The organism is Acinetobacter sp. CIP A162 (assembly GCF_000367905.1).
GTDB lineage: Bacteria > Pseudomonadota > Gammaproteobacteria > Pseudomonadales > Moraxellaceae > Acinetobacter > Acinetobacter lwoffii.
Genome location: NZ_KB849159.1, coordinates 1,238,489 through 1,258,258 on the forward strand (window position 1 = coordinate 1,238,489; position 19,770 = coordinate 1,258,258).

Genomic DNA, 19,770 nt, shown 5'->3' on the forward strand with positions numbered 1-19,770 from the left:
TCAAGCGTTTTGGTATATGAATCTAATTGAAGCTGTACAGTGATTAAGTTCACGAGACACTAAACTGTATGTTGGTTGATCTACTTGTAGGATCAAGCGACTGTTTGGGGTTGTATAGTCAAGTAATTAAGTGCATGTGGTGGATGCCTTGGCAGTCAGAGGCGAAGAAAGACGTGATAGCCTGCGAAAAGCTCCGGGGAGGCGGCAAATATCCTGTGATCCGGAGATGTCTGAATGGGGAAACCCACTTACCATAAGGTAGGTATTGCAACATGAATACATAGTGTTGCAAGGCGAACGAGGGGAAGTGAAACATCTCAGTACCCTTAGGAAAAGAAATCAATTGAGATTCCCTCAGTAGCGGCGAGCGAAAGGGGAAGAGCCCATTAAGTCATATAAGTTCTAGTGGAACGCTCTGGGAAGTGCGACCGTAGACGGTGATAGTCCTGTACACGAAAGGGCTTATATGATGATGTCGAGTAGGGCGAGGCACGTGAAACCTTGTCTGAATATGGGGGGACCATCCTCCAAGGCTAAATACTCCTGACTGACCGATAGTGAACCAGTACCGTGAGGGAAAGGCGAAAAGAACCCCTGTGAGGGGAGTGAAATAGATCCTGAAACCGCATGCATACAAGCAGTGGGAGCCGGCATTGTGTCCGGTGACTGCGTACCTTTTGTATAATGGGTCAGCGACTTATATTCAGTAGCAAGGTTAACCGAATAGGGGAGCCGTAGGGAAACCGAGTCTTAATAGGGCGTTTAGTTGCTGGGTATAGACCCGAAACCAGGTGATCTATCCATGAGCAGGTTGAAGGTTGGGTAACACTAACTGGAGGACCGAACCCACTGTCGTTGAAAAGCCAGGGGATGACTTGTGGATAGGGGTGAAAGGCTAATCAAACTTGGTGATAGCTGGTTCTCCCCGAAAGCTATTTAGGTAGCGCCTCGGACGAATACCATTGGGGGTAGAGCACTGTTTCGGCTAGGGGGTCATCCCGACTTACCAAACCGATGCAAACTCCGAATACCAATGAGTACTATCCGGGAGACAGACTGCGGGTGCTAACGTCCGTAGTCAAGAGGAAAACAATCCAGACCGCCAGCTAAGGCCCCAAAATTATAGTTAAGTGGGAAACGATGTGGGAAGGCATAGACAGCTAGGAGGTTGGCTTAGAAGCAGCCACCCTTTAAAGAAAGCGTAATAGCTCACTAGTCGAGTCGGCCTGCGCGGAAGATGTAACGGGGCTAAAACTATATGCCGAAGCTGCGGATGCATAATTTATTATGCGTGGTAGGGGAGCGTTCTGTAAGCCGATGAAGGTGGATTGAGAAGTCTGCTGGAGGTATCAGAAGTGCGAATGCTGACGTGAGTAACGACAATGCGAGTGAAAAACTCGCACGCTGAAAGACCAAGGGTTCCAGTCCAACGTTAATCGGGGCTGGGTGAGTCGACCCCTAAGGCGAGGCCGAGAGGCGTAGTCGATGGGAAATTGGTTAATATTCCAATACTTCTGTGTAATGCGATGAGAGGACGGAGAAGGTTAAGTCAGCCTGGCGTTGGTTGTCCAGGTGGAAGGTTGTAGGCATGTATCTTAGGCAAATCCGGGGTACTCTATGCTGAGAACTGATAGCAAGCTGTACTTGTACAGTGAAGTGGCTGATACCATGCTTCCAGGAAAAGTCTCTAAGCTTCAGTTACACAGGAATCGTACCCGAAACCGACACAGGTGGTCAGGTCGAGTAGACCAAAGCGCTTGAGAGAACTCTGCTGAAGGAACTAGGCAAAATGGTACCGTAACTTCGGGAGAAGGTACGCTGTTGTCTGTGATAGGACTTGCTCCTTGAGCGGCCGACAGCCTCAGAAACCAGGCCCCTGCAACTGTTTATTAAAAACATAGCACTCTGCAAACACGAAAGTGGACGTATAGGGTGTGATGCCTGCCCGGTGCTGGAAGGTTAATTGATGGGGTTAGCGTAAGCGAAGCTCTTGATCGAAGCCCCAGTAAACGGCGGCCGTAACTATAACGGTCCTAAGGTAGCGAAATTCCTTGTCGGGTAAGTTCCGACCTGCACGAATGGCATAATGATGGGGGCGCTGTCTCCAGCAGAGACTCAGTGAAATCGAATTCGCCGTGAAGATGCGGTGTACCCGCGGCTAGACGGAAAGACCCCGTGAACCTTTACTGCAGCTTGACATTGAACTTTGATCTTACTTGTGTAGGATAGGTGGGAGGCTTTGAAGTCGCGACGCTAGTTGCGATGGAGCCGTCCTTGAAATACCACCCTGGTAATATTGAGGTTCTAACTCTGTCCCGTTATCCGGGACGAGGACCATGTCTGGTGGGTAGTTTGACTGGGGCGGTCTCCTCCTAAAGAGTAACGGAGGAGTACGAAGGTGCGCTCAGCGTGGTCGGAAATCACGCGTAGAGTATAAAGGCAAAAGCGCGCTTAACTGCGAGACCCACAAGTCGAGCAGGTACGAAAGTAGGTCTTAGTGATCCGGTGGTTCTGTATGGAAGGGCCATCGCTCAACGGATAAAAGGTACTCTGGGGATAACAGGCTGATACCGCCCAAGAGTTCATATCGACGGCGGTGTTTGGCACCTCGATGTCGGCTCATCTCATCCTGGGGCTGAAGCAGGTCCCAAGGGTATGGCTGTTCGCCATTTAAAGAGGTACGCGAGCTGGGTTTAGAACGTCGTGAGACAGTTCGGTCCCTATCTACCGTGGGCGTTGGAAATTTGAGAGGATCTGCTCCTAGTACGAGAGGACCAGAGTGGACGAACCTCTGGTGTACCGGTTGTCACGCCAGTGGCATCGCCGGGTAGCTATGTTCGGAAGGGATAACCGCTGAAAGCATCTAAGCGGGAAGCCTACCTCAAGATAAGATTTCCCCGAGACTTTATGTCTCCTAAAGAGCCGTTGAAGACTACGACGTTGATAGGTTGGATGTGGAAGCATAGTGATATGTGAAGCTGACCAATACTAATTGCTCGTGAGGCTTGACTATACAACACCCAAACAGTTGTTGTACGAACTTCGAAAGAAGTGAGGATCAATTGATTCGATATTAAGCAAAACAGCTTGATTTAGTGAACGCTAAAGAACAAACTATCCAACTCAGATATATCTGTTAATAACTCATTTGATGAAAGCTAGGCACGAAGAGCACTGCTCTGAGGTTAGACCCAAGCAAATAGTCATAAACAGTTGTGCTGGCGACCATAGCAAGAGTGAACCACCTGATCCCTTCCCGAACTCAGAAGTGAAACCTCTTAGCGCTGATGGTAGTGTGGGGTTACCCATGTGAGAGTAAGTCATCGCCAGCTCATTATTCGAAATCCCCCTCCGCTAAGGCAGAGGGGGATTTTTTTTATGCGCAAAAATTACAAATACAACTTCAACATTAACTCGTTTTATAGCTTTTAAAATGTATCTATTTACCTTTCTCTGCTGAATTTACATTAGAAATTCGGTATCTTGATGTTAATTTGAACAATAAATCAGTATGGAGAAGATAATGTTGTCGCAATTTAAAATAAAAATTCTACTCAGTTGTTGTGCTTTAGCATTTACTGCCTGTCATGCAGAGAATTCATCTTCTAGAAGTACTCAAGAGACCTCTACATCAGCTGCCAAATCGGATGCAGTCTCTTCAAGCATGCAAAAATATAAAGCTGAACAGGTTGCTCAATTTAATGAGCCGTGGGCGATTACTACTTTAAATGATGGCCGGCTATTGATTACTGAGCGTAAAGGAAAATTGCAGTTCTTTGATCCAAAAACCAAGAAAAAAATTGAAGTTAAAGGCATCCCTCAAGTCGCATATGGAGGCCAGGGTGGTTTAGGTGAAGTGGCCTTACATCCAGATTTTGCAAAGAATCGGTGGGTATATCTGAGTTATGCCGAACAAGGCCAAGGCGGATATGGTGCAGTGGTAATCCGTGGCAAATTGGACTTAAATCAAGCCACCCCTCAACTGACACAAATTGAACGGATCTGGACGCAAGTGCCGAAATTTTCAGGCCAGGGACATTATGCCCATCGGATTGTATTCGGGTCGGATGGTAAGTTATGGATCAGTTCGGGAGAACGTCAGCAATTCAACCCTGCACAGGACATGCAATCTAATGCCGGTAAAATTATTCGCCTGAATGATGATGGCTCAATCCCTGCCGATAATCCGTTTATGACTCAGGGTAAAATTGCCCAGCAGGTCTGGAGTCTTGGACACCGTAATCCTCTAGGCATGGCTTTTGATCCGAAAGGGCAGCTTTGGGTGATCGAAATGGGACCGAAAGGCGGCGATGAACTGAACAAGATTATCAAAGCTAAAAATTATGGTTATCCACTGGTATCCAATGGCGATCATTATGACGGCAAGCCGATTCCTGACCACAGTACCCGCCCTGAATTTGAAGCCCCGGCACTGGATTGGACTCCGGTAATTTCTCCTTCAGATTTAATGTTTTATACTGCTAATGTCTTCCCGAAATGGAAAAATAAAGCGATTGCGACCGGTCTGTCTTCCAAGGCGATTGTGATTGTAGATACCACCCAGACTCCAGTGAAAGAAGTTCAGCGTCTGGATATGAAAGAGCGGATTCGTGGGGTTGCTCAGACACAGGATGGTTCACTGTGGGTGATTCAAGATGGTCCGCAAGCAGGTTTGTTAAAAATGACAGCACCTTGATCTTCTGCTCTGAAGATACTTATCTGAAAATGAATTATTGAAAGGTGGAATAACGGAGCATGAGCTGACCCTCTGAATAAAAGGATTTTTAAGCTGATGCTGACATGAAAGAAAAAGGCCTCTACATCCTGTGAAGGCCTTTTCATATTCTGTTAAAGGTATAATATCTGTTATACCGATCAGCATCCTGCTATGTGAATTTTTTTATTTTTCTTACAAGACTTCCTGTCTTGGTATGATTTGAATATAGCCTGAAGCGATACAGCGCAATAGGGCAGTTTGACTGCATGGATTGTAGGTCAAAGCCGACAGTCGAATTTTAAAAAAGATAAATTCAAAAATACTGTTTCAAACTGATCATCCGACCAAATCATAAACTGCGGTGATGATTTTGCTGTATTTTAGCGAGAGAATACTCTTTTAATATGCATCAACTGATATAAATAAAAACGTCGATAAAATAATAAAAAGGAAACTCCTATGCCTACGATTCAAATTGAAGTTCGGCAATAATATCCTCAAGCAGTTGAGGAACAATTGCTCAACAGCGTATTTCATTGTGTGAAAACTGCCTTTCAGCTGCCTGAATATGATCGTAATATTCGTCTGGTCGTGTATGAAGCGCATCGTTTTCAGTAGATGAGTCATTTAGCTCAGCCTGAATATTTTACCTTGATCAGTATTGACTGTTTTGCTGGCCGCAGTCTGGAGACCAAGCGCAATTTGTATCAGCAGATGGTCAAAAGTCTCGTGGAAATCGGTATTCCTGCAGATCATATTCTGATTCATCTGAGATAAAGTGCATTGGAAAATTGGGGGATTCAGGGAGGGCAAGCCGCCTGTGATGTTGATCTCGGGTTTAAGGTGGATGTCTGATGCATCCCGATTAGTATTCAAGTTAAATCTAAAGTTTAAAAACAGAAAAGCCTCAACATCCTGTCGAGGCTTTTCTGGATTTGCTTCTCAGATCTGACTCCTGTCTAATCTGTCAACGTCCTGTTGATTGGCACTTTTTATTGTTGTCGTATCGCTTTGCAGACTTCCTGTCTGTCTATGTACTCACTATAGCCTCGCATAAAACGACCGTATAGCGGCTAAACTCTGCGCTGCATGTAGGCTAAAACGTACAGGGCTGTCGTCCACATTAAGCACTGACATATTGAATCAGTCTATCTACCACAGCTTTTAAGTTTTTATTATCAAATTCATTGCCTTGGAAGGAATAATCTTTGTTGCGCGCAAAGATGTCCCGGATTTCAATCACGGCATTGGTATCCACCAGTCCAAGTTGAGTGCCGACTTGACGAATCTGGTCAATTGAACGTGAGCCGTTGGTCGCACCATAACCAATATAAGCTGCCGGTTTGCCTTGCCATTCCTTGCCGAGATAATCCAGGGCATTTTTCAGGGCAGGGCTATAGCCATGATTGTATTCAGGCGTGACAAAAATAAAGGCATCGCCAAGCGCAATCTTGTCGGCCCAGTCTTGCTGTTTGGGTTGATCATAAATTCCGGTCAATGGCGGATGAGCACCGGAAAATAGCGGAAGATCCCATTCTTTTAGATCGACAATTTCAGTTTCTAAAGTGCTAAAGGCATAACTTTTAATTTCCTGCAGTACCCAGTGTGCCACTTTAATCGCGGTACGTCCCTCACGCACACTCCCAACCACAATATAAATTTTCATATTTCATCCTTTCTTCGGGTCTGATCATCAAATTAAATTAATCAGATTTCAGGAAGGTGACTAGAGATGATTTGTATCCGGAAAATAAAAAAGCTCCCGAAGGAGCTTTTTTAAAATCAGTTAATTAGCTGATGTCTTACATCAGTTTAATGCCTTGCTGACCCGCAGGTGTCACTTTAAAGATTTCCACTTCAAAGGTGATGTTTTTGCCTGCCAATGGATGGTTAAAGTCCACTTCAGTGATGTCATCATTCACCGATCTCACCACGCCATACAGGGTGGCTTTGGCTTTGTCTTCAAACTCGATCATGTGACCTTCGATCGGACGTTCTCCGAACTTCACCGTATCAAATTTCTGGATGTTTTCTGGATTCCATGGACCAAAAGCATCTTCTGGCGGCAGGCTCACCGTACGACGGTCACCGGCACGTAAACCAAACAATGCTTTTTCAAAACCAGGCAGTAAATTGCCATCACCAATCACCAGGCTGACCGGTTCTTCACGGCTACGGGTATTGTCAATTTCCACGCCATTTTCGATTGCGACAGAAAAGTGCAGCTCGACTTTAGAACCGTCTGCAACCCGGGTTTCTTCGTTAGGATGAATAAAATCAGTCATGTTGTGCTTGCGCCCGTTGAATTCGATGTTTTTCTAAGAAAAAGGTATCAATCAGCATCAGAATAGTGCCTACAGTAATAGCACTATCTGCGATATTGAACGCAGGGAAGTGGCTGTTCTGGTAATACACATGAATAAAATCGACTACATAGCCGAGGCTGACCCGGTCGATTAAATTACCGATGGCACCACCCAGAATCAGGGCAATCGCCAATGGTAAAATTTTCATGTCTTTTGGCATGCGCATCAGCCAAAACACAAAGATTACAGACACTAAACCTGCCAGTGAAGTAAAGAAATAGCGTTGCCAACCACCGGCATCGGACAGGAAACTAAAGGCAGCGCCATAGTTATGTAGCAGTGTCCAATTTAAAAAGGGCAGCACAGGAACAGGATCTGCATAGTTCAGATTTGTCACTGCAATCCATTTGGTCCATTGATCCAGAATGATCGCCAGAATGGCCAGTCCAACCCACCATAAATTATGTGGATAGAACTGGAATAAGCCCTTTTTGGTGTGGGTATTAGGCATATTTTCTCTCTTCGCCTTGGCCTGTAGGAAGGTTGATGATACAACGACCGCATAGACCAGGATGTGCAGAATGTGTATTTACATCTGGTAATACATGCCAGCAACGTACGCATTTTTCGCCATCAGCTGCTGAAACTTTCACATTCAAGCCTTCAAGATCAGACGCTTCACCTTGTGCTGCATCAAACTCATTGACGATCACTTGTGATGTGATCAGTACGAAACGAAGCTCATCACTTAACTTATCTAGCACTGCTTTTAATTCGGCATTTGCCCAAAGTTCAACTTTGGCAGACAAGTTAGAACCGACAGTTTTCGCGGTACGTGCAGTTTCAATGAATTTGTTTACTGCAGATTTCACGGCAATGAGCGTTTGCCATTCAGCTTCAGATACTACATTTGCAGTTGAAGCCACAGGAATATCATACCATTCAGCCGTGAACACGTATTTCTCTGATTGCTCAGGAATTAACGGCCAAGCTTCTTGTGCAGTGAAGCTCAGGATTGGTGACATCCAACGCACGAATGCTTGTACCAAGTGATACAACGCAGTTTGTGCAGAATGACGTGCTTGCGAATCCGCTTTCGTGGTGTATTGACGGTCTTTGATGATGTCTAAGTAGAAACCACCCAAGTCATTGATACAGAAATTAGTCAGAGCAGTCGTTACGATATGGAAGTTCATATCTTCGTATGCTTTCTTAATGGTTTCTTGCACTTCAGATGCACGTTGCAGAATGTATTGATCCAGCGCGATCAATTGATCTACAGGAAGCGCATCTGTTGATGGTTTGAAGCCATTCAGGTTAGCAAGCAAGAAACGAAGCGTGTTACGGATACGACGATAACCGTCAGAGGCACGGCTAAAGATTTCTTTACCAGCGGTCATTTCATAACGGTAATCCGCAGAGGCGATCCAGAAACGTAGACCATCCGCACCCATATCTTTAATGATGTCTTGCGGCGTGATCACGTTACCGATCGACTTGGACATCTTGCGGCCTTTTTCATCGACCACGAAACCGTGGGTCAACAAGCCTTTATACGGTGCGCGTTCGTTAATCGCAATCGAAGTCAATAACGACGACTGGAACCAGCCACGGTGTTGGTCTGAACCTTCTAGATATAAATCGGCAGGATCAGTCAGTTCTTCACGTTCACGCAGTACGGCATAGTGCGTTGTACCTGAATCGAACCAAACGTCTAGCGTGTCGCGTACTGCATTATATTGTTCAGCGTCCGCACCGATAAACTCAGATGCATCACGGTTGTACCAACCATCAATGCCTTCCTGCTCGATTAGTTTCGCGACTTCTTCGATCAGTTCAGGCGTACGCGGGTGCAATTCATTGGTATCTTTATGCACGAAGAATGGAATTGGCACGCCCCAAGTACGTTGACGTGAGATACACCAGTCTGGACGGCCTTCAATCATCGCCTGGATACGGTTTTTACCCCAGTCCGGTACGAAGCTGATCTCGTTTTCAATCGCATTCAGTGCATTCTGACGCAGACCTTTGGCATCCATGCTGATGAACCATTGTGGGGTCGCACGGAAGATAATCGGGGTTTTATGGCGCCAGCAATGCGGGTAGCTATGCTTGATCACTACATGTGCCCAAAGCTTGGTCGCTTCAGTTAATGCTGCAATAATTTTTGGATTGGCTTTGTAGATGTGCTCGCCTGGGAAGATTGGCGACGTTGGTAAATACACACCATTACCACCGACTGGGTTTTCAACTTTCAAGTTGTACTGTAAGCCAACTTTATAGTCGTCCACACCGTGACCCGGTGCAGTATGTACAGCACCTGTACCGCTAGCATCGGTGACGTGTTCACCCAAAATCACAGGCACTTGGCGTTCAGCAATGAGCGGATGTTGGAGAACTAAATTCTCAAGTTTTGCACCTGTGAATTCAGCAAGTACTTCAAATGCAGTAAAGCCATAACGCTGAGTCGCAGACTCAACCAATGATTTCGCCAAGATAAAGTTTTGTGCAGCTTTATCTTCCGCTGTTGCTTTAACCAATTGGTATTCAAGCTCAGCATGCAGTGCAACCGCCTGGTTAGCAGGCATGGTCCAAGGTGTGGTGGTCCAGATCACGATGTCAGTACGATCAGCAACCTCTACGCCTAAACGAGCAGATAAATCAGCTAAATCAACAACGGTAAAACCAACATCAATCGCGTCGGATTTTTTATCTTCATATTCAACTTCAGCTTCAGCCAATGATGAACCACAGTCCAGACACCAGTTGACTGGTTTAAGACCTGGCTCGATATGACCTGCTTTTGCGATTGCACCCAGTGAACGTACGATGTCGGCTTCTTGTTTGAAGTTCATCGTGAGGTAAGGATTGTCCCAATCCCCGAATACGCCCATACGTACGAAGTCTTTCTTTTGAAGTTCAACTTGGGTGTAGGCATATTCACGGCAGGCTTTACGGAAGGTAGACGCATCTACCTTCACGCCGACTTTGCCGACTTTTTCTTCGACTTTGAGTTCGATTGGCAAACCGTGACAGTCCCAGCCCGGTACATACGGTGCATCAAAGCCATCCATGACACGGCTTTTGATAATGATGTCTTTGAGTACTTTGTTGACCGCATGGCCCAAATGGATTTGACCATTGGCATAAGGAGGGCCGTCATGAAGCACGTATTTTTTCTTGCCAATACGCGATTCACGAATCTGCTGATAAATGTTGTCGGCATACCACTCTTCTAACCATTTCGCTTCACGTACTGCCAAATTTGCTTTCATTGCAAAGTCAGTACCTGGGAGGTTTAGCGTGGCTTTATAGTCCACTGCATTTTCAGGAGTTTGCTTATCGCTCATGCAAGTCGTCTTCCAATCTAATCAGTTATGTTACTGACACGTTTTACAATAAAAATATGGGATATTAAAAGGGAAATGTGGAGTGATTTCGACGAAACTCAAGCAGTTTCTCGACATCATCATCAATTCCGGCTTTTAGCGCTTCAAGCGAAGGATAGTCCTTTTCGCCATGTAAATAGTTTAAGAACGTCACCCGCATCAACAGGCCATACAGATTAGCAGAAACATCTGGAAAATGTACTTCTAATCGCCACTCTGGATGTGCTTGTTTGATGGCTGGACGTGTGCCGACATGACCGGCCCCAAACAGGGCAGTGGGGTCATAACCTGCAATGCCTGTTTGCGCTGGAGAATCGGCTTTTGCCTTGTCTTTTAAGGATAGGGTTTCGCAAATGACTTCAACCCCATAAATTCCCTTGAGGCACGGCTTATGACGGTTGAGCCGTACATTAATGGTGGGGAAATCAATAGTTCGACCAATCTGATCACCATATTGCACCCGCCCGGTAATGCTATAGGGACGACCCAGCAATTGTGCGGCCAAGGCTAAATCACCAGCTTGCAAGGTCTGGCGAATCCGGGTGGAACTGACCCGTTCACCATCTAGAGCAATGGTATTTAAATTGGTCACTTCAAAGCCGTAATTGCGCAGGAATTCGCTGTTGCCTTGGCGGTTTTTACCAAAGTGAAAATCATCGCCTAAGACCAGATGCCGGGCATTGAGTTTTTCTTTTAAAATGTCGGCAAAAGCTTCTGCAGTCAGGCTGCGAAAAGTATGGTCAAATTTCGCCACTGCGATATAGTCCACACCCAGCTCAGTCAGATATTCAACTTTTTCACGCAACGATGAAATACGCGGTGGAGCATCATAACCCTGAAAGTATTCAAGTGGTTGCGGCTCGAAAATCATCACCACAGATTTTAAACCCTGTGCTTTGGCCACCTGTTGCAGCTGACGGATCATCGCCTGATGGCCTAAATGCACGCCGTCAAAATTACCGATGGTCACGGCAGTTTTGGGTAATTCAGAATGAGAGGCTAAAGCATTTAGACGGAGCAGCTGCATGGGCAAATCAAGTGCTTAGAAATATCGAGAGGCTATATATTGCCATAATCTCGCGCTTTCGTCTTGCTGTTGTGTTTTTATGCAATATTTTTCTTGAAAATTCATCTTCCTTGGAATTGAGTCGGCTGGTTTTTCTACGCACTAAGTATGTTTGATCAGAGCACTGGTGCTTTTCATTCAGCCGGTTTTGTTTTCTAATGTCAGGGTTTTTTTTTGATATCAGGTGTTTCGAATGTCCGATCTGGCGCTCATCATGGCTCTACCCAATGAATCCAAAGGCTTGTTTGAAGCAGAAGGCATTCAGGTAAATTACAGCGGGATTGGTAAAGTCAACGCGGCCTTTAAAGCTTTTGAGGTGATTCAGAACACCGGTTGCAGTACCTTGCTAAATTTGGGCAGCGCGGGGAGTTCGCATTTCAATGCGCATGAACTGGTCGAAGTCACGCAATTTGTACAGCGTGATATGGATGTTTCACCCCTCGGCTTTGAGATCGGCATGACCCCGATGGATCAGCATTTCCCGGGTGCGATTGAGCTGGAGTCTTTCTTTGACCATTTGCCGAAAGGGATTTGTGGCACAGGCGACAGTTTTGAAACCGGTATTTCAAAAGTGGCGTGTAATCTGGTCGATATGGAAGGCTATGCCTTGGCCAAAGTCTGTAAAAAGCTGGGCGTTCGGCTGATTTCAGTGAAATACATTACTGATGGAGCCAATGAGACTGCGCATCTGGATTGGGAAGAAAATCTGTTATTGGGTGCGAAAAAATTATTAGATTTATATCAAATGGTAAAATAAACAGGAAGGTCAAGTTTGCTCGGCGACCATAGCAGCTATGGTCGTGTGCCAATCAGAAGCGCTTGCTTATTTATCCGTGCGTGGAATTACGCCGTATAACATCATGTGTACCGTATGCTGGATAATGCGTTGCTGCATGCTGCGGTTACGCAAGGTTTTACCCGTGACCATTTCCATTTGGGTCGCAAAGTCTGCATAGTTCTGGGTAATCGCCCAAATATTCAGAATCAGTAACTCAGGATCAATATCTGCAGAAATCTTGCCTTGCTCCTGCCAGTTGGAAATCACTTTGGCTTTACGCTTGACCAGTTTTTTCAGCGGACCTTTTAAAATTTCCAGAATATGCGGTGCACCTTGAATGACCTCTAAAGCAAATAAACGGGATGCTTTAGGCTGGGTACGCGACACTTCAATTTTTTGCATCAAATAATTGGTGATCGCTTCTTCAGGCTCAAGTTCAGCTTCAAGGGTTTGTAAAGGCGCCAGCCATTTTTGTAGAACGGTGGTTAATACCTCGACATACAGGGCTTCTTTATTTTCATAATAATAGAAAATATTCGACTTATGCATTTCTGCAATTTGTGCGATTTCATCCAGACTTGCCCCATTAAAACCATATAGGGAAAATACGTCTAGTGCAGCATTTAGCAGCTGATTGCGTTTTTGAGTACTCTTTTTTTGTTCCATTAGCAAATATAAAAAACAATGAAAAAGGGAATCCTCAATTGTACGGCAAATCATCAGATTTGTGCACACAGTCACAGGCTAATTTTTTGAATAATGATGATTTATTCTCTAGATCAATATTTAAAACAGGCTAAATGCATCTACACCGGGAGAAAAATTCAAGTTTCTGAAAATACTTCATTTATTCATCTTTTTTCTTCATTAATGCAAGAGAGGAATAATGCTGAAATGAATCTGATAAAAATGTCCTCTTATGGAGATAAAAGTATTTTTTATAAGAATAAGACCCAAAAACATGCTTGATTTTGGGTTTGATTGAGTGTTCAGGTCGCTAAAACTGCCTGCAAGACCTGCTGTTCCAGTTCTGCAAATGTCAGACTTTTTTGCCGGGGACGAGGTAAGTCGACCCGAAATTCTTTGGCAATATGGCCTTTGTCCAGCAAGATAATCCGGTCTGCCAGTTGCACGGCTTCACTGACATCGTGGGTCACCAGAATGGCGGTAAAGCCTTGCTCGGTCCAGAGACGTTCAATCAGGTTCTGCATTTCCAGACGTGTCAGAGCATCCAGAGCGCCGAGCGGTTCATCAAGCAGCAGAATACGAGGTTGATGCGACAACGCTCGCGCCAAGGCTGTACGTTGCCGCTGTCCTCCGGAAAGTTGTGAAGGCCACAGTCCGGCTTTTTCTTTGAGGCCGACCTTTTCCAGCATTTGAGAGGCTTTGGCATGCTGCTCTTTACCCAGGCCTAACTGCACATTCTGTTCGATGCTACGCCAAGGCAGCAGGCGTGGGTCCTGAAACATCACTCGGATATCATCGGCAGTAATGCCTTCACGGATATGCCGGGCTGACTTGAACTTGATTTCGCCGTAGCTTTGCTGTTCCAGATCGGCAATCAGGCGCAATAAGGTACTTTTACCACAACCGCTGCGACCGACAATTGCCAGAAATTCACCCGGCTGGATATGCAGGTCCAGATCTTCCAAAACCTTGACCGAACCGTAAAACTTGTGCAGCTGTTCAATGATAATTTCGGCACCGATCACTGCAGCAGGATTGATCTCTGCTGTAGGTGGTTCGAGTGGTGCAATCGGGTCATTGGCATGACGCCCTAAACTAAGATCAGTCATCACATGCTCCTCATTTATTCTTTATTTTTGATAGCCGGCATGCCAGCGCAGCAGGAATCGTTCTAAAGCCACGGCCAGAACATCGGCCAGTTTGCCGAGCAGGGCATACAGTAAAATACCCACCAAGACCACATCAGTTTGCAAAAATTCACGTGCATTCATAGTCATATAACCAATACCAGACTGAGCAGAAATAGTTTCGGCAACGATTAACAGTACCCAGACCAGACCCAGAGAAAAACGTAGGCCGACCAGAATTGATGGCATCGCACCCGGTAGAATAATTTCTTTATACAGTTGCCAGCGAGTTAAGCCATAGCTTTTTCCCATCTCGATGAGTTGTGGATCGACCGAGCGGATGCCATGATAGGTATTGATATAAATTGGGAAAAATACCCCAATCGCCACCAGAAACAATTTGGCAGATTCATCAATCCCGAACCATAAGATGACGAGGGGGATCAGTGCCAGTGCAGGAATATTGCGGATCATCTGCAAGGTGGTGTCGAGCAGGGTAGAGGCAGTTTTGGATGAACCATTTAACAGACCCAGCAATAGGCCCAAACCACCACCTACCAATAATCCGCTGATGGCACGTCCTGCACTGACTTGCACATGCGTCCACAGTTCACCGCTGAGCAATAAATTCCAGAAGGCTAAAACCACGGCACTCGGTGCAGGCAGAATCCGGCTTTCCAGCAGGCCTGTGCTAGAGGCAATTTGCCAAACTGCAATCAAGAAAATTGGAACCAGCCAGGGCAGCAGATGCTGCCCCAGAATTGTTCCACGTGAAACCTGCTTTGGGGTCAGGGTTTCAACGGAAACGACTTTTGACATTAAGCAGACTCCTTAATTTTCTCAGCCTGCTTGTTCTCGTCCGGTGTGTAGTTGTTCGCCACGATTTCACCAAATGGACCGGTCAAGTTTGGTTGAGTGAGTTTTTGCTGGGTTTCCAGTGGAAGTAAAGGGAATACCAGTTCTGCAAAACGGATGGATTCTTCCAGATGTGGATAGCCTGAGAAAATAAAGGTGCTGATCCCCAGATCGGCATATTCCTGGATACGTGCAGCGACAGTTTCCGGATCGCCGACCAGTGCCGTACCTGCACCACCACGAACCAGACCCACACCTGCCCAGAGGTTTGGAGAAACTTCGAGTTTGCTGCGATCGCCATTGTGCAGTTCTGCCATACGGCGCTGACCGACCGAGTCCATGGATTTGAACTTGGCTTGGGCTGCAGCGATAGTGGCATCATCCACATATTGAATCAGTTCTTCAGCCGCCGCCCAGGCCTGCTCATTGGTTTCGCGTACGATCACGTGTAAACGGATCCCGTAATTCAGTTCACGACCTTTAGCTGCAGCCTTGGCTTTTACCACTGCAATTTTTTCTTTGACTGCTGCCGGTGGCTCGCCCCAGGTCAAGTAAGTATCGACCTGATCCGTGGCCAGCTCAATGGCATCATCCGATGAGCCGCCAAACCATAAAGGCGGATGCGGCTGCTGAATGGGTGGATACAGCAATTTTGCATCATCGACACTTAAGCGTTCGCCATGGAAACTAAAGCTTTCACCGGTATGTGAGCGTTTTAAAATTTCACGCCAGATGGTGGTGTATTCGGTCGCCGTTTTATAACGGGTTGTGTGATCTTCATAGACGCCATCACCTTTTAGCTCCTGCTCGTCACCGCCAGTCACCAGATTCAGCAGTACTCGGCCATTAGACAAGCGGTCAAAGGTCGCGGCCATACGTGCAGCCAGTGCCGGCGTGGTCACGCCTGGACGCAATGCCACCAGGAATTTTAATTTTTTGGTCGCATCAATCAGGCTGGCTGCAGTTAACCATGGATCTTCACAAGAACGGCCAGTCGGAATCAGGACACCTTCATAACCAAGATTATCCACGGCAACGGCAATCTGCTTCATGTAGGCATGATCTACAACACGTGCGCCCTTGCTGGTGCCTAAGTAACGACTGTCGCCATGAGTGGGGATAAACCAGAAAATTTTCATGTAATATTCCTTAAATTAAATGATCTTGTTTGCTCATCAATGTGTGGCCGCTGGCGACCAGATCTGTTGCTGGACGCTGATGGTTTTGGGAATCAGTTGAACCTGCTGGAAGAGATCGGCAATATTCTGTTGAGCTTTGATCACTTCCGTCGTTAATGGTTGTACCGGCGAAGGTTTAAGACGACGCTCAAATGCAATCTTCGCTACATCCGGTTTCAGACCGGTACTTTTCTGATAAATATCTAGAGCTACAGCCTGGTTTTTAAGAATCCACTGGTCAGATGCATTTAAAGCCTGGATAAACTTCCCGGGGCTATCCGGATGCTTCTGAATAAATTCGGGATTGCCGATATAAAAGGAGTAGGTTTGTGGAAAGTCACTAGATTCAATCAGCACCTTAACCTTGCTGTCGAACTCGGCTGCACCTAGGAAGGGATCCCAGATTGCCCAGGCATCAATGGCTTTTTTGTCAAAAGCAGCACGTGCATCCGCAGGGGGAAGCCAGACGGCTTGAATCTCTGACCAGCTTAATCCGGCTTTTTCCAGGGTTTTGGCCAGAAGTTCATGGGCACTTGAACCTTTCTGCACCGCGATCCGTTTTCCTTTCAATTGTTGAATATTTTGAATGGCACTGTCTTTCGGCACGACCACGGCCAAAGAATTTCCCGCCACTTTTTCAAAGGCCACGTAGCTCAGGGCTTTGTCTGCCGCCTGTGCAAAAATAGGCGGAGTATTTCCCACATAGCCATAATCCACTGCACCGACTGCTAAGGCTTCCAGCATTTGTGGGCCTGCCGGAAACTCTTTCCATTCAATTTTGGCATTGGGAAATTGTTGTTCTAACAGCTTTTCATCACGTGCCACCAGCAGATTTAAGGCTGATTTCTGAAAGCCAATCGCAATGGTTTTAACTTGTTGCGCTGACGTGGTTTCTGCGGCAGCCGTTTGCTGTGGTTCCTGTTTCTGGCAGCCAGTCAGACTAAAGCTCAATAGCGCTAAGCTGATATAAGAAACTGTTTTTATATGACTCATCTTTATTCTCGAATTATTCTGCTGTTATTTAATAATTGCTGCATCAATATTCAGCTTTTGTGGAATCAGCTGCTGCGCATAAAATGCATCGGCGACTTGTTGCTGTTTTTGAATCACGTCAGTGCTGAGAGGTTTAACACCGAAGCCCATGCGTGAAATAGAGGTTTTTAAGACATCGACGGCTAGACCTGTCGGTTTTTGCAGGAGCTGAGCGGCAGCGTCCTGATTTTTTGCGACCCAGTCCGTGGTCAGGTTTAGTTCATTGACAACCGCCTGTACCACCTGAGGATGGCTTTCTGCGAACTTGCGATCTGCCAGATAGAATTGGTGGTTGCTCACCACATTTTCACCGCTGGCAATGACACGCGCACCAATCTGATGTTCAGCAGCTGCAAAGAACGGATCCCAGATGACCCAGGCATCAACTGCACCACGTTCAAATGCAGCACGTGCATCGGAAGGTGGTAGATAAATCACTTCAATATCACCGAGTGTCAGCTTGTTGGCTTCCAGAACTTTTAACAGCAGGTAATGCACATTTGAACCTTTGTTCAGGGCTACCCGTTTGCCTTTCAGATCCTGAATAGACTGGATTGGTGAATCTTTCGGTACAATCAAGGCTTCGGCCTTAGGTGCTTGCGGCTGATTGGCCACATAGACCAGATTTGAGTTGGCCGCCTGGGCAAAAATCGGCGGTGCTTCACCGGCTTCACCAAAAGAGATGCTGCCGACATTCAGGCCTTCAAGCAATTGCGGGCCAGCCGGAAATTCTACCCATTTCACATTGACCCCTTGCTGTTTTAAGCTGGTTTCCAGCGTACCGCGTTCTTTTAAAATAGGTAATACGCCGTATTTTTGGAAACCGATATTCAGGGTAATGGTCTCTTCTTTTTTCGAGCAGCCTGAAAGCATCATGACACCCACCATCGCAGTACCAAGTACTGCAGTCTTTGCTAAAAACTGAACATGAGATTGGCGCATGAATCAAAACTCCCGAAAGTGAAAAACTAGTGAATGAAAACTTAGACACACGCTAATCGTTTTTGTTTTTCTAAAAAAATAACTATTCAGGAATTTCTAATGAAGAAAAAAGATAAATAAAAAAGCGCAAAACTTATGCGAAAAAGTGATTTATATAAAAATGAAGATTTAATATTTAAATTAATCAAACTTATGAAATTTATAGTTATTTTTTTAAATCTGATCTGTTGATATGTTTAGCTAAAAACCAGTAATAGAATTTGAAAATTTAAATCGAGATTGTCAGATATCTTTATCTGAAATTAAGCTAAAGCACTGAAAGAAAAAGCCACTTTAAAGTGACTTTTTGCAAACAATTGAATTACGTTGATAATTATAAAAAGCCTGACGGGCATCTGGCAAATCATCGACTGAAGCCGGTTCAAAGCCCTGTTCCAGAAACCAGTGCGCGGTGCGGGTGGTTAGAATAAACAGCTGCTGAATCTGCATGCTTTTGGCTTTTTCTTCAAGATAATGCAGAATCTGGCTGCCCCGATTAGACTTGCGATAACTTGGATGTACCGCAACACAGGCAATTTCTGCAGAACGCAATTCATCACCCGTCGTCGGAATCGGATAAAGGGCGGCACAGGCCAGAATCATGCCGTCCCGTTCGATTACGGCAAACTGGTTGATTTCATTTTCCAGACGTTCACGCGAACGATAGACCAGAATGCCTTCTTCTTCCAGTGGACGCAGCAAACCGATCAGACCCCCTACATCCTGAATATCGGCCATCCGCACTTCTTCATAATGTGCATCGGTGACCAAAGTTCCGGAACCATCCCGGGTGAACAGCTCTTCCAGCAGGGCACCATCATAGGCATAAGAAATCAGATGCACCCGATGTACGCCGTTCATTGAGGCTTCCTGTGCGGCTTTCAATTGTAGTCCTCTTTCAAGCGCATCTTGTTCGACCGGAATAAAATCATCCAGCTGTTGCGGTGTCACTTCGCGTTTGAGCTGGCCGTTACTGTCCATCAGACCATGCTGCTTACCGAGAAAAATCAGTTTATCTGCCTTGAGGCGAATCGCCGTTTTGGTAGCAACTTCTTCAGCCAGCAGATTAAAGACTTCTCCGGTAGTGGAATAACCGGTCGGGCCAAGCATCACAATATTATGACTATCCAGATGACGCTGAATCGCGTCAGTATCGACCGCGCGCACTTCACCGGTCAACTGAAAATCGATACCATCGCGGATGCCATACGGCTTGGCGGTGACAAAATTCCCTGAAACGGTATCAATCCGGGCGCCATACATCGGCGAATTGGCCAGTCCCATAGACAGCAGTGCTTCAATTTGTAGGCGGATCGAACCGACGGCATTCATCACGCAGCTTAAAGATTCACGTGTGGTGACCCGACGCTGCTGGTAAAAAGGCGTCGTAATCTGGCTTTGAGCCAGATTCTGGTTAATTTGCGGACGTGCACCATGTACCAGAATCAGCCGAATGCCCAAAGAATGTAATAAAGCAATATCGTGAATAATATGCTGAAAGTTATCATTTAAGACGGCTTCGCCATCAAACATGATTACAAAGGTTTTATTGCGGTGCGCATTGATATAAGGCGCAGAATGGCGAAACCAGTGCACATATTGCAAAGTTGTGCTTTGTGACGTTTCTGCTGAAGTCATGCTGTGCCCATTTCAA

Annotated in this window: 15 protein-coding genes and 2 rRNA genes; 5 read left to right on the top strand and 12 right to left on the bottom strand. The window is 45.9% G+C overall.

Annotated features, from left to right (window positions below; genetic code table 11):
- Positions 1–116: 116 nt before the first annotated feature.
- From F995_RS12225 to F995_RS17010, 4 genes are all read left to right on the top strand, one after another.
- Positions 117–3,013: ribosomal RNA gene (locus tag F995_RS12225) — 23S ribosomal RNA — on the top strand.
- A gap of 204 nt (positions 3,014–3,217) precedes the next feature.
- A 5S ribosomal RNA gene (gene rrf / locus F995_RS12230) occupies positions 3,218–3,332 on the top strand.
- A 191-nt stretch (positions 3,333–3,523) separates the two neighbouring features.
- The gene (locus F995_RS12235; protein ID WP_004647153.1) at positions 3,524–4,696 is read left to right on the top strand and encodes a PQQ-dependent sugar dehydrogenase; all 1,173 of its coding nucleotides are present in this window, start codon (positions 3,524–3,526) and stop codon (positions 4,694–4,696) included.
- A gap of 639 nt (positions 4,697–5,335) precedes the next feature.
- The gene (locus F995_RS17010) at positions 5,336–5,494 is read left to right on the top strand and encodes a tautomerase family protein (RefSeq protein ID WP_016807035.1); all 159 of its coding nucleotides are present in this window, start codon (positions 5,336–5,338) and stop codon (positions 5,492–5,494) included.
- Positions 5,495–5,840: 346 nt separating this feature from the next.
- On the opposite strand, the gene F995_RS12245 is transcribed toward F995_RS17010, so the two are convergent.
- The 5 genes from F995_RS12245 to ribF form a co-directional block, all read right to left on the bottom strand.
- Positions 5,841–6,383 carry an NADPH-dependent FMN reductase gene (locus F995_RS12245; RefSeq protein WP_004281216.1) on the bottom strand — a complete coding sequence of 181 codons (543 nt, stop codon included), beginning with the start codon at positions 6,381–6,383 and terminating at the stop codon, positions 5,841–5,843.
- A 136-nt stretch (positions 6,384–6,519) separates the two neighbouring features.
- Complete coding sequence (locus F995_RS12250) at positions 6,520–7,002, bottom strand: FKBP-type peptidyl-prolyl cis-trans isomerase (RefSeq protein ID WP_004281217.1); 483 nt, start codon at positions 7,000–7,002, stop codon at positions 6,520–6,522.
- Positions 6,995–7,534 (bottom strand): signal peptidase II, encoded by a 540-nt coding sequence (gene lspA / locus F995_RS12255; RefSeq protein ID WP_004281218.1) that lies wholly within the window; start codon positions 7,532–7,534, stop codon positions 6,995–6,997. The genes F995_RS12250 and lspA overlap by 8 nt, the downstream gene beginning before the upstream one ends.
- Positions 7,527–10,373 (bottom strand): isoleucine--tRNA ligase, encoded by a 2,847-nt coding sequence (gene ileS, locus F995_RS12260; protein WP_004647154.1) that lies wholly within the window; start codon positions 10,371–10,373, stop codon positions 7,527–7,529. Before ileS ends, lspA begins: the two co-directional genes overlap by 8 nt.
- A 64-nt stretch (positions 10,374–10,437) precedes the next feature.
- A complete protein-coding gene (ribF, locus tag F995_RS12265; protein WP_004647155.1) occupies positions 10,438–11,439 on the bottom strand; it encodes a bifunctional riboflavin kinase/FAD synthetase in 1,002 nt (333 codons plus the stop codon).
- A gap of 232 nt (positions 11,440–11,671) precedes the next feature.
- On the opposite strand from ribF, the gene F995_RS12270 reads away from it, so the two are divergent.
- Positions 11,672–12,235: a 5'-methylthioadenosine/S-adenosylhomocysteine nucleosidase family protein gene (locus F995_RS12270; RefSeq protein ID WP_004647157.1), complete on the top strand. Its 564-nt coding sequence runs from the start codon at positions 11,672–11,674 to the stop codon at positions 12,233–12,235.
- 66 nt (positions 12,236–12,301) lie between these two features.
- Here F995_RS12270 and F995_RS12275 read toward each other — a convergent pair whose 3' ends face one another.
- The 7 genes from F995_RS12275 to argA all read right to left on the bottom strand — a co-directional run bounded on the left by F995_RS12275 (position 12,302) and on the right by argA (position 19,754).
- Complete coding sequence (locus F995_RS12275) at positions 12,302–12,922, bottom strand: TetR family transcriptional regulator C-terminal domain-containing protein (protein ID WP_004281222.1); 621 nt, start codon at positions 12,920–12,922, stop codon at positions 12,302–12,304.
- A 323-nt stretch (positions 12,923–13,245) separates the two neighbouring features.
- Complete coding sequence (locus tag F995_RS12285; RefSeq protein WP_004647158.1) at positions 13,246–14,052, bottom strand: ABC transporter ATP-binding protein; 807 nt, start codon at positions 14,050–14,052, stop codon at positions 13,246–13,248.
- A gap of 21 nt (positions 14,053–14,073) precedes the next feature.
- Entirely contained in the window at positions 14,074–14,889 is an 816-nt protein-coding gene (gene ssuC, locus F995_RS12290) for an aliphatic sulfonate ABC transporter permease SsuC (RefSeq protein ID WP_004647159.1), read from the bottom strand.
- A complete protein-coding gene (gene ssuD / locus F995_RS12295) occupies positions 14,889–16,064 on the bottom strand; it encodes an FMNH2-dependent alkanesulfonate monooxygenase (RefSeq protein WP_004647160.1) in 1,176 nt (391 codons plus the stop codon). The genes ssuC and ssuD overlap by 1 nt, the downstream gene beginning before the upstream one ends.
- A gap of 36 nt (positions 16,065–16,100) precedes the next feature.
- Positions 16,101–17,096: an aliphatic sulfonate ABC transporter substrate-binding protein gene (locus F995_RS12300; RefSeq protein WP_004647162.1), complete on the bottom strand. Its 996-nt coding sequence runs from the start codon at positions 17,094–17,096 to the stop codon at positions 16,101–16,103.
- A 24-nt stretch (positions 17,097–17,120) separates the two neighbouring features.
- The gene (locus F995_RS12305; RefSeq protein WP_004647163.1) at positions 17,121–18,077 is read right to left on the bottom strand and encodes a sulfonate ABC transporter substrate-binding protein; all 957 of its coding nucleotides are present in this window, start codon (positions 18,075–18,077) and stop codon (positions 17,121–17,123) included.
- Between the two features lie 333 nt (positions 18,078–18,410).
- On the bottom strand, positions 18,411–19,754 hold the full coding sequence (gene argA / locus F995_RS12310; RefSeq protein WP_004281228.1) for an amino-acid N-acetyltransferase: 1,344 nt from the start codon (positions 19,752–19,754) through the stop codon (positions 18,411–18,413).
- Positions 19,755–19,770 lie beyond the last annotated feature (16 nt).